Below are 10120 nucleotides of genomic sequence, written 5' to 3'. Positions count from 1 at the left end.
TTTCCTTGTTTCTTTAGATTCACTTCGTCGATCGGTACGATCGACTGATCATCGGTACGATCGACTGATCATCGGTATGATCGACTGATTGTCGGTTCGATCGACTGATCATCGGTATGATCGACTGATTGTCGGTTCGATCGACTGATTGTCGGTTCGATCGACTGATTGTCGCTACGATCGACTGATTGTCGGTACAATCGCCTGATTGTTGGTACGATCACCTGATTGATCTAGCCATCGACTAACTCACTCTTTTAAGATACAAGGGGCGGGTTTCACCTACAATAATTGCCTAAAACCTCCAATCTCGTAAACCCGCCCCCACCCAAGGGCTAGTTTCACCTACAATATTTATCGATAATTGACAATCTCTAAAAACCACCGTCACCCAAGGGCTAGTTTTACATACAATATTTGTCGATAATTGACAATCTTAGGACTTATGCACGGGTAGCCAGAAACCGGGTTTTTTGCGAGAATATTTTGTTACAGCCACAGATTTGGTGAAAAACCCGGTTTCTTGAGTCAGAGTGCGTCCCTAACTGATTTTATCCCAATCAAAGTTGATGTAGGTTATTGGTTGTGTGGGGGCGGGTTTCTATAGATTTTTGACGGGAGTTAAATATTGTTGGAAAAACCCGCCCCTACAAGTCAATAGAAGATAATTAAGGGTTTTTATTGGATTCGGGAGAGGGAAATTTTTGAGCTCTCGGAGCCGCTTTTTCGGCGTTGGGCGAAGGCTTCGGACTGGCAATTGCTGGGGCAACTGACGGCTTTGAATTCGCGGCTGGGGATGGCAGCGGTTTTGGAGAATCAGGGGCTGTTAGCGGGGCAGCAGGGGCTGTTTTAGCGCCTAAAATGCTGGCGTCTCCGGTGTCGAAAGTGCCGGCGATGCAAGCGATCATCATTGTGGCTAAAGTGCCGACAAATAATGCTTTCCAACCGAGTTCGGAAATGTCTTTGCGACGGGAGGGAATTAGGGCGATCGTGCCGCCGACAAATATGCCGACGGAAGCTAAGTGGGCGAAGCCGGAAAGGGCGTAACTGACAATTAAAACTGTACGATCGCTCACCAGTCCTTTTGCGCCCGCTTCTGCTAAACTTTGATAGGGCGGAATGGCTGTTTCTAACAGCCGACGGCCGATGATTACTGACGCTTGCCAAGAGTCGTCTAATGAAACTCCTGTTAAGAGTGTCAGGGGATAAAATAAAAATCCCATAATGTTGGCTAAGGTGACAACTTTGAAAAAGCCACCAATTGGGCCTGGCAAAATTGCCAGCCAGCCAAAGAATTGATTAATTAAGGAAACTAAGCCCAAGATTAAAATCAAAACAGCGGCAATTGCCACTGCCATTTTTACACCGTCCAATGCACCAATAATCGCTGCATCGAGAGGGCTGACTCGTTCGATAGGTTCTCCCCCAACAGTCTCTTGTTTGAATTCTTCGCCGTCCATTTCGGAAATTTCTTCGCCCACAAACTCGCGGCCTTTAGGCTTCGGTTCTTCCTTGGGAATGCCGCCCATTGTTAGGGGCACTCCCGTTTCCGGCACTAAGATTTTGGATAGAACAAAACAAGCGGGGATGGCGATAATTGAAGCTGAAACTAAGTGTCCTAAAATATTGGGAAAAACAGGCTTGAGAAAACTGACGTAAATTGCTAAAGTTGAAGAAGCGGCAGTCCCAAAACAGCAAGAGAGGATTGCACAAAGTTCCGAACGAGTCATTTTCGGCAAATAAGGTTTGACGACAATTGCCGCTTCAATTCCTACGAAAATATTAGCAGCGCCGCTGAGCGCTTCTGCGCCACTCAAGCGCATTGTCGTATAAAAGATTTTGGCAAAAAGTTCGGTGACAATTTGAATCACGCCGATGTTGTATAGCAAGGCCATGAGGCCAGAAAAAAAGATGACTGTCGGTAAAGCTCGAAAGGCAAAAATATATCCTAAATTAACTGCCGGAGCTTGACCAGGTATCGGTACAACATTGCTCCCGAAGACAAACCTCGCTCCAGCGTCAGCAGCGGTGAATACTCCATCCAGTAAGCTAGTAAACCACTCTAGGGCGATGCGAGTTGGGGGGAACAGGAATACTAAAAATCCTAAGACTAATTGCAGGCCAATGCCCCAGATGATGACGCGCCAAGGTATATACTGAACTTTGCGATTTTCTGAGAAAACCCAGGCGATCGCACATAAGCCAAAAATGCCCAGAAACGAGATAAGATTGTAGATAGACATAAGCCGATTCCTTGAAATACTTGAGAATGCCGATCGACGGTTTGCACCACATCAGTTATACTATTCATCTGACGGCAAATGCTAAAAAAAATAACGGGCAGATAAATTACGCACTCAACAGCGTACTTATGTCATTGCTTAGGTCATTCCGAACTCTGCGGATCTTTAGCAAGCCTTGATTTGCCGTAATTACCAGCAGTTTAGATAGAAACTCTAACACATGGAAGCTTTTGCTCCACATCCTCCTGAATGGACTGCGACGGCGGTTCACGCTAATGAGTTTTGCTGTCCCAAGTGCGGTGCTAGCTGTACGGATGCCACTGAGGTCTGGATTAATCGCCGATCGCCAGTATACACCGAGTTCAACCGCCGCAAGTGGCAAGAATTTTACCGCTGCCAGTGCGATTCCGTGTGGTGGGCCTGGAGTAACGATAGGCCTCCTTCTGAACTTGTGCGTCGTGATACGAGCTCGGATGGCAGCCCGGATGACGGCCCGGATGATGATTTTTAGAACGGTGACAGAATTTTCGCTTTTCGATTTTATTTAAAATTAGGGTAAGGTGTGCCTCGGCGCACCCTACATTTAGATATGTTAGCGCCCGTTATCAACTAATTCATCACATCAAGGATTCCCTTGACTACGCCTTCCATGACTCTTTCAATTAAGCTCAATTCATTTTCGCCGATCGACTCATTTAAGAGCATTGACTGAATTCGCTGTCTGTCATCGCGAGTCAGTTCGCCTGACGAAAATATCCGCTCTACTATCTGTTCAGTTAGAAATGGGAAAGCTGGAGTTTGCATGGTTGGTCTCTAAAAGCATCAATATTTTGTTTTTAACTTTATTAGAGGAGCCAGTTATTGTGTGGGTTTTTACTTTCCCACCCAATCAGTGCTCCAATCATAGGACTCTGGGGGGATTTTGTCAATACACTTGTTACAGATCAATACAAAATTTTTCTTGAATTTCCCACATTCTGGCAACGGGTGGTTTTGGAGTGCGATCGACCCCCAGCGGTGGCGGTGTTCGATCGACCTTTTTAAGTTTATTGGCACTTGGGCGGAACATTACAGCTCAAAAAAAATCAAGACGATAAGAGATTAAAATTGGTAATGGAGAATTGGCTTTTCTGAATTCCCTCTTCCTTCCGGCTAATGACTAATGACTAAGAACTAATGACTAATGACTAATGGCTTCCTCCAATGACCTATTTTCGTTCTGCTCTAATTTTGACATTAGGTTTTGGGCTGCTACCGCTAGCAGTGCGATCGCAACCTGTCGTTCCCGCTACTGACGGCACAAATACTGTTGTTCAGTCCGAGCAAAACCGTACAGATATTAGTGGCGGACAACTGTCAGGAAACGGGGCCAATCTGTTTCACAGCTTCAGTCAATTTAATCTCAGCGAAGGTCAAATCGCTAATTTTCTAACTAATCCAAATATTCAAAATATTTTAGGGCGGATTTCCGGCGAAAATGTTTCCATCATTAACGGTCTGATTTCTGTAAGCGGCGGCAACTCAAATTTATTCTTAATGAATCCGGCGGGAATTGTCTTCGGTCAAAATGCTAGATTAAACGTGCCGGGGTCTTTTTTCGCGACAACTGCTACAGGTATTGGGTTCGGCGATAACTGGTTCAATTCTGCCGGAATTAATGATTACAAAGCTTTAGTGGGAAATCCCAATCAATTTAATTTTAACAACTCACAAGTGGGGGCAATTGTCAATGCAGGAAACTTGGCAGTTGGTAGCGGCCAAAGTTTAACTTTACTCGGTGGCACCGTTATTAATACAGGACAATTATCGGCTCCAGGCGGTCAAATTACTGTGGCTGCTGTTCCGGGAGAAAATGCAGTCCGTATCAGTCAAGCTGGCAATTTATTAAGTTTAGAAATTACTCCGTCTTTGCAGTCAGAACAATCGGCGATCGCCCCGGTTTCTTTGCCTCAGTTGCTAACAGGCCCCGGCGTAGCGTCAGCCACAGGTTTAACGACTAACGAACAAGGTCAATTGGTACTGACTAGCGGCCAAACAGTGCCCGCAGTTGCCGGAAGTGCGATCGTCTCCGGTTCTGTAAATGTATTTGGCCCTTCTGGGAATGCTGGCGGCACAGTGAATATTTTAGGGGAAAAAGTTGGACTCTTCGGCGCAAATATCGATGCTTCCGGGACAGACGGCGGAGGTACTGTGCGCGTCGGAGGCGGTTTCCAAGGGATGGAACCAGTGCCAAACGCCCAGGTAACTTATGTTAGTCCTGATTCTACGATCGCAGCAGACGCGATCGACCGCGGCAATGGCGGCACTGCGGTAATTTGGTCAGACAATACAACTCGCTTCTTCGGTAATATTACTGCTCGCGGGGGCATCGCCGCAGGTAACGGCGGCAGAGTAGAAGTTTCCGGCAAAAATGCTTTAACTTTCCAAGGAGAGGTCGATACCCGCGCGACTAACGGTGCGATCGGCAATTTGTGGATCGATCCGGCAAATATTACGATCGTCAGCGGTAACGGCGACACCAGCGGGGGATCGACTGGCGGGGAACTCGAATCGGCACCAGAACCCAATGAAACATCGATCTCAGAAGTACAGTTGGAAGAGATGGCGGCCGGCAGCAACGTGGTTCTAGATACCCCCGGCTACATCACCCTCCAAGACTTGCCCGATAACAAACTTTCCCTGCAAGCGAGAACGGGAGACACCGTAACATTTAGAGCGGGCGGAGTGTTTGTTGTCAATGACCCCAACGATTTAATCGAGACTCAAGGTGGCAACATCAACTTTTTCGCCAGCAGCATCTCTCTGGGCGGACTCAATGCTAACGGCGGCAATATTGCTATCACTGCTAACGGCATTGACTTCAGAGGCGGCAGCAATTCTGTCAGCAGTGCGGGGGGAACAATTCGCTTGCAACCCAACGATAGCCGAGGAATTCGGATCGGTGGCACCGGCGATGTTTTGGGCCTTTTAGACTTGACTGCAACGGATCTCGGCGCTTTGGCGGGGGGTTTTAGTTCGATCGCGATCGGGCGCGAAAACGGTAGCAGCTCGTCGATCGCGATCGTCGCACCCATTACCTTCAACAGCCCGCTAACACTTCAAGGCAGATCGATCGCGATCGACAATCCCCTAAGAACAAGCGGCAGCGCTAGCTTGACTCTGGACGCGCCCCAAACCGATCTCAACGCCAACATTGCCACATCCGGCGGCGATCTCACTTTTACAGGAAACGCATCCCTCAATGCTGACGTGGCTTTGAGCACGGAAGTTACCGGCAACATTCTGTTCTCCGGTAGCCTAGACGGATCTCGCGCCCTGAGACTAGACGCTCAACGAGTGCTGTTCGGCGCTACAGTCGGTCAAGCTGCACCGCTGGCGAGTTTGAATGTCAACGCCGGCAGTACCGAGGTATCGGGCAATATTGCGACATCTGGCGACATGACTTTCAATAGTAACGTCACAGTCGATCGCACCGCCGCCCTAACCGCCACTACCGGCAATATTGCTTTTGCCAATACCCTCGACAGCACGCCGGGCCGAGCAAATAATTTGACGCTGCGCGCTGGCGGCAACATTACTTTTGACGGCCTAGTCGGTCAAACTCAGAGGTTGGGCCTGCTCTCGGCTGATGCTGCTAGCGTGACGGCTGCTTCCACAATTACAGCGCGAAGTTTGAGCGTTAACGCGCGAGATTCTGTTACCTTCGGGGGGGACAGCACGGCCGCTTTGGGAGCCGATATCAAGGCAGAAAATGTCCTCTTAGAGGGTAATTTAAGGACCGATGGCGGCAGGGTGAACCTGCAAGGAAGCCGCGAGGTTCGGACTGGTAATATTACCTCGAATGGTGGGAGGATTCGGGTTGAGGGAAATACTGTTTCAGCGGGTGCGATCGACTCGTCATCGGCGGGAACTGGAGGCGCGATCGCTCTCAAAAGCAATGCTGGGCCTTTAACTGCGGGAGCTTTGAACGCTTCGGGGACGATCGGCGGAAATATTGATGTCACCTCGAAAGCGGGTTTTTCGGCTCTAGATATCAACTCCAGCGGCACTTCAAACGGCAACGGCGGGGGCGTTTCCCTGAACGCTACTGATAACATTCAGTCGGGCTTTATCAACGCTCAAGGCGGCACTGGTGGCACTGGTGGCAGCGTTGATGTGACAACCCTCGGTTTGTTTCAATCGAACAATGTTTTCAATGATATATCGGGCAATTCTTCGAGTATTTCTACTGCCGGAGGTGCGGGGGCGGGCGCGATCGCAATTCGCCACGGAGGCGGTAGCGATCAACCGTTTGTAGTTGGCGGCGCGATCGACAATGGAACCCTGGGAAGCATTAATGCTGGCGGGGGAAACGCCATTTTGCCCACTTTTTCTTTTGGACAAACTTACACCCAAGGAAGTTTACCAAATCAGATTTCCCTAATTACACCGGCCGCGTCCTCTACTCCTGCACCAATTCCCGAACCAATTCCCGAACCAATTCCCGAACCAATTCCCGAACCAATTCCCGAACCAATTCCCGAACCAATTCCCGAACCGCCTCTAGAGTCCGTAAATCCTGATCCTGCGCTGTCACTTCCTGCATCTTTGCAAGTAGAATTGCGATCGCAAAGTCGATACGAAACTCCCGGAATTAGCCCGGATATTTTCGCTCCTTCTCTCAGGCTAGATTCGGCAGGTTCGGGAGTTTTAGCATTTGAGGAAATCTTTACTCGCGAGTACGAAAAATATCTGGACTTGCCCCCAAGAAAGCCGATTACTAATCTATCGGTAATTTACGAAACTCTTCGCAAAAACGAACAAATTACCGGGGCAAAATCTGCAATCATCTATATGAATTGGCTCAGCAGAGCGGATGCAGCCGCAGCCAAAGAAAATGGTTCGGTGTTGGTGGCCAGTCAGGATTTATCTAATCTATTTCCTGTGAGAAGAAACCTCGCATCCCAGCCCCCTCATCACTTAGAAGATAAATTGACCCAGAGGTTGCAGCCGGATGGCAAAGAAGTTTCCGATGTTCCTAACGGGGAGCAGTTAGAATTAGTGTTAGTAACAGCTAACGCTCAACCGCAGCGTGTTTTAATTTCGGCGACAACGCGCTGGCAGGTGTTGCAACTAGCCGACGCCCTGCAAACCGAAATAACTAATCCCAGAAGAAGAAGCAGCATTAGTTATTTGGATTCTGCTCAAAAACTTTATCGCTGGTTAATTGCGCCAATGGCCTCAGAATTGGCTGCTTTAAATATTGACAATTTAATTGTAATTCCGGCAGCAGGTTTGCGGAGTGTGCCCTTTGCTGCTCTTCATAATGGCAAACAATTTTTAGTTGAGCAATACAGTATTAGCGTCATGCCGAGTCTCAGTTTAACTGATATCGGCTACGACAATATTGCGGATGATGAAATTTTGGCAATGGGGGCGTCGGTATTTGAAGATAAAGCACCATTACCAGCGGTACCGGTGGAGTTAGAGTCGATCGCGCCGCCCTCAGAAGGAAAATTATTTTTGAATCAAGATTTTACTCTCGGAAATTTGCAAGCTCAGCGGGCAAATCGGCCTTTTGGAATCATTCACTTAGCAACTCACAGCGAATTCCTGCCTGGGGAACCGAAAAATTCTTACATTCAGTTGTGGGATACTAAATTGCGTATCGATCAAATGCGGCAGTTGCGGTGGAATGAACCGCCGGTGAATCTGTTAGTTTTAAGCGCATGCAGTACCGCTTTGGGCGACGAAGAGGCGGAGTTAGGGTTTGCGGGTTTGGCGGTAGCTAGCGGTGCTAAATCGGCTTTGGCGAGTTTGTGGGAAGTCAGCGATGAGGGGACTTTGGGGCTGATGACTGAGTTTTATCGGCAGTTGCGAACCCCCAGACGCGGTGGCAATTTGATGATTAAAGCGGAGGCTTTGCGGCGCGCGCAATTGGAGATGCTGCAGGGGCGCGTGCGGATTCAAGACGGGATGCTGCGAGTCGATGGGCTTTCTATGAGTCTAATTTTGCCTCCGGAAATTGCGGCGCGGGGCGATCGAGTGCTTTTGCATCCTTATTATTGGGCCGCCTTTACAATGATTGGCAATCCTTGGTAATGAAGATGTGGAATGAAGAAGGAAAAAGAGGCGTTGCTGAAACAGAGAATTATATCATGTCCGGTCGAGCAACCGCGATTTTTGTAGGGGTGGGTTCACCAAGAATACCTGCCAATAATTGACCATCTCAAAAACCCGCCCTGACCGGGATATTATGGTTAATCGATCGCAGCAGGCGGGACGCGTAACCCCTACTCCCCACAAGCATCATCCTCAAATTGTCCAACGCCAATTGTAGAGCGATCGCACTCCTGACTGGAATGTTTAGCCGTCTTATTTTTAAGAAATGTTAATAAAAAATAACTTTTCTTTTGAAGCTTAAGTTTTTCTTAAATTTTCAGATAATATTATGTATTAGAGGATACATATACTTAATTAATTAACAATTTTTAAACAAGTAATTAAATATTAATACTTACAAAAGGCTGTAAGAATGATTAACTTACCGGGCTACGACATTACCAACCAAATCCATGAAAGTAATAATTCTTTAGTTTACCGGGGACTGAGAAAGCAAGACAACCAACCGGTAATTCTCAAATTTCTCAAACAAGATTATCCGATGCCAGCTTCGTTAGTCAGATACAAGCAGGAATACGAAATTACACACAATCTTAACCTAGAAAGTGTGCCTAAAACCTACAGCTTAGAAAGATACCATAACAGTTTGGCTATCATTTTCGAGGATTGTGGTGGAGACTGATTAAAGCTCTTATTGGCTTCTCACCAACTTACCTGAGAAGAGTTTTTATTAACAGCCATTAAAATAACCAGGGCTTTAAGTGAAATTCATCGACATAAAATTATTCATAAAGATCTCAATCCAGCAATATTATTATTAACTCAACCACAAGCAATACTTCGGACAGTTTTGGAATAGGGACGCTCCGCGAGCAGAGCGAAAAAAGTCACTGGTATCTTAACGAAAAAGACAAAAAAAGGCAGTTTTTACGTTAAGCTCAAAAAAAAGCTCAAAAAACACACGAACTTAAAAAACTGCCTGATGAATATTATTGAATCAATCTTACAACAAATGCCAGGAATTAGTCAAGCGTAAAAGAAGTTTATGGTGATTTTATTTTCCACCATTTTACTTGTTTATGGCAAAGTTAATTTTACCAATCTGGGCCGTTATAGTTCTTTGAGTGAAAAGACCTATCGTCGCCACTTTTTTAAAGGCTTCGATTTTCCCGAATTTCATAAATATTTTATCAATCAAGCCTTAAACCATGAGCGAACACTGATTGCAATTATCGATTGTTCTTTTATTCCCAAAAGGGGCAAAAAAACTGAAGGAAAAGCTAGTTTTTATAATGGTGTAGCTGGCAGACCTGAAGAGGGATTAGAAATTTCTGTAATTGCTGTTGTAGAAGTTGAAACTCACTTGTCTTATAGTCGAGCGTGTACAACAAACTCCGTGGCGTCCGACAACAGAACTCCCGAAAAAATCCCTAACTGCCAAGGTAAAAAAAAACTCAAAAAAACGGAAAAAAAAATAGCTCCATCAAGCTCAATGCCGGAAATAACAAGAGTTGATGACTATGCTCAACATTTAATAAAGACTCGTTCCTTGTTGCCAGATTCTGTCCGTTACTTGGTCGCTGATGGTTATTATTACCGCTTTAAATTCTGGAAGGCTGTACATGATGCAGATTTAAATTTGATTGGTAAATTAAGAGTTAATGCCAACTTGAATTACATTTATACAGGTGAAAGAAATGGGTGCATCTCACTTTGGCGAATGTGTCAAAAAAGAGTTAAAATGAAAAAGCTAGTAAAATCGTTAAATAAATATG

General features: G+C 46.4%; 8 protein-coding genes. 4 read left to right on the top strand and 4 right to left on the bottom strand.

Features of this window, described 5'->3' with window-relative positions; genetic code table 11:
- Window positions 1-68 precede the first annotated feature (68 nt).
- Together QUB44_RS29280 and QUB44_RS29275 are read right to left on the bottom strand one after the other, a co-directional pair.
- Window positions 69-224 carry a hypothetical protein gene (locus QUB44_RS29280; protein ID WP_333373079.1) on the bottom strand — a complete coding sequence of 52 codons (156 nt, stop codon included), beginning with the start codon at window positions 222-224 and terminating at the stop codon, window positions 69-71.
- 444 nt (window positions 225-668) lie between these two features.
- Window positions 669-2243 carry a nucleoside transporter C-terminal domain-containing protein gene (locus QUB44_RS29275; RefSeq protein WP_333373076.1) on the bottom strand — a complete coding sequence of 525 codons (1575 nt, stop codon included), beginning with the start codon at window positions 2241-2243 and terminating at the stop codon, window positions 669-671.
- 220 nt (window positions 2244-2463) lie between these two features.
- Between QUB44_RS29275 and QUB44_RS29270 the strand changes: the two genes are divergently transcribed.
- Window positions 2464-2754, top strand: a complete 291-nt coding sequence (locus QUB44_RS29270; protein WP_333373073.1) for a hypothetical protein — start codon at window positions 2464-2466, stop codon at window positions 2752-2754.
- Window positions 2755-2852: 98 nt separating this feature from the next.
- Here the strand turns inward: QUB44_RS29270 and QUB44_RS29265 are convergent, their stop codons facing one another.
- Both QUB44_RS29265 and QUB44_RS29260 read right to left on the bottom strand, forming a co-directional pair.
- A complete protein-coding gene (locus QUB44_RS29265; protein ID WP_333162645.1) occupies window positions 2853-3047 on the bottom strand; it encodes a hypothetical protein in 195 nt (64 codons plus the stop codon).
- Between the two features lie 133 nt (window positions 3048-3180).
- Complete coding sequence (locus tag QUB44_RS29260; protein ID WP_333373070.1) at window positions 3181-3312, bottom strand: hypothetical protein; 132 nt, start codon at window positions 3310-3312, stop codon at window positions 3181-3183.
- 134 nt (window positions 3313-3446) lie between these two features.
- On the opposite strand from QUB44_RS29260, the gene QUB44_RS29255 reads away from it, so the two are divergent.
- The 3 genes from QUB44_RS29255 to QUB44_RS29245 all read left to right on the top strand — a co-directional run.
- Window positions 3447-8324, top strand: coding sequence for a CHAT domain-containing protein (locus tag QUB44_RS29255; protein ID WP_333373067.1), 4878 nt, complete (start codon window positions 3447-3449; stop codon window positions 8322-8324).
- 433 nt (window positions 8325-8757) lie between these two features.
- Window positions 8758-9027 (top strand): hypothetical protein, encoded by a 270-nt coding sequence (locus tag QUB44_RS29250; RefSeq protein ID WP_333373065.1) that lies wholly within the window; start codon window positions 8758-8760, stop codon window positions 9025-9027.
- A 363-nt stretch (window positions 9028-9390) separates the two neighbouring features.
- The coding region (locus QUB44_RS29245) for a transposase (protein ID WP_333373062.1) at window positions 9391-10120 on the top strand (730 nt) is incomplete at its 3' end.

Origin of the sequence: Microcoleus sp. AT3-D2, from assembly GCF_036705715.1 — a bacterium.
Taxonomy (GTDB): domain Bacteria; phylum Cyanobacteriota; class Cyanobacteriia; order Cyanobacteriales; family Microcoleaceae; genus Microcoleus.
Note: the sequence above shows the minus strand (reverse complement) of the source record. Positions and strands in the feature narration are given on the sequence as shown.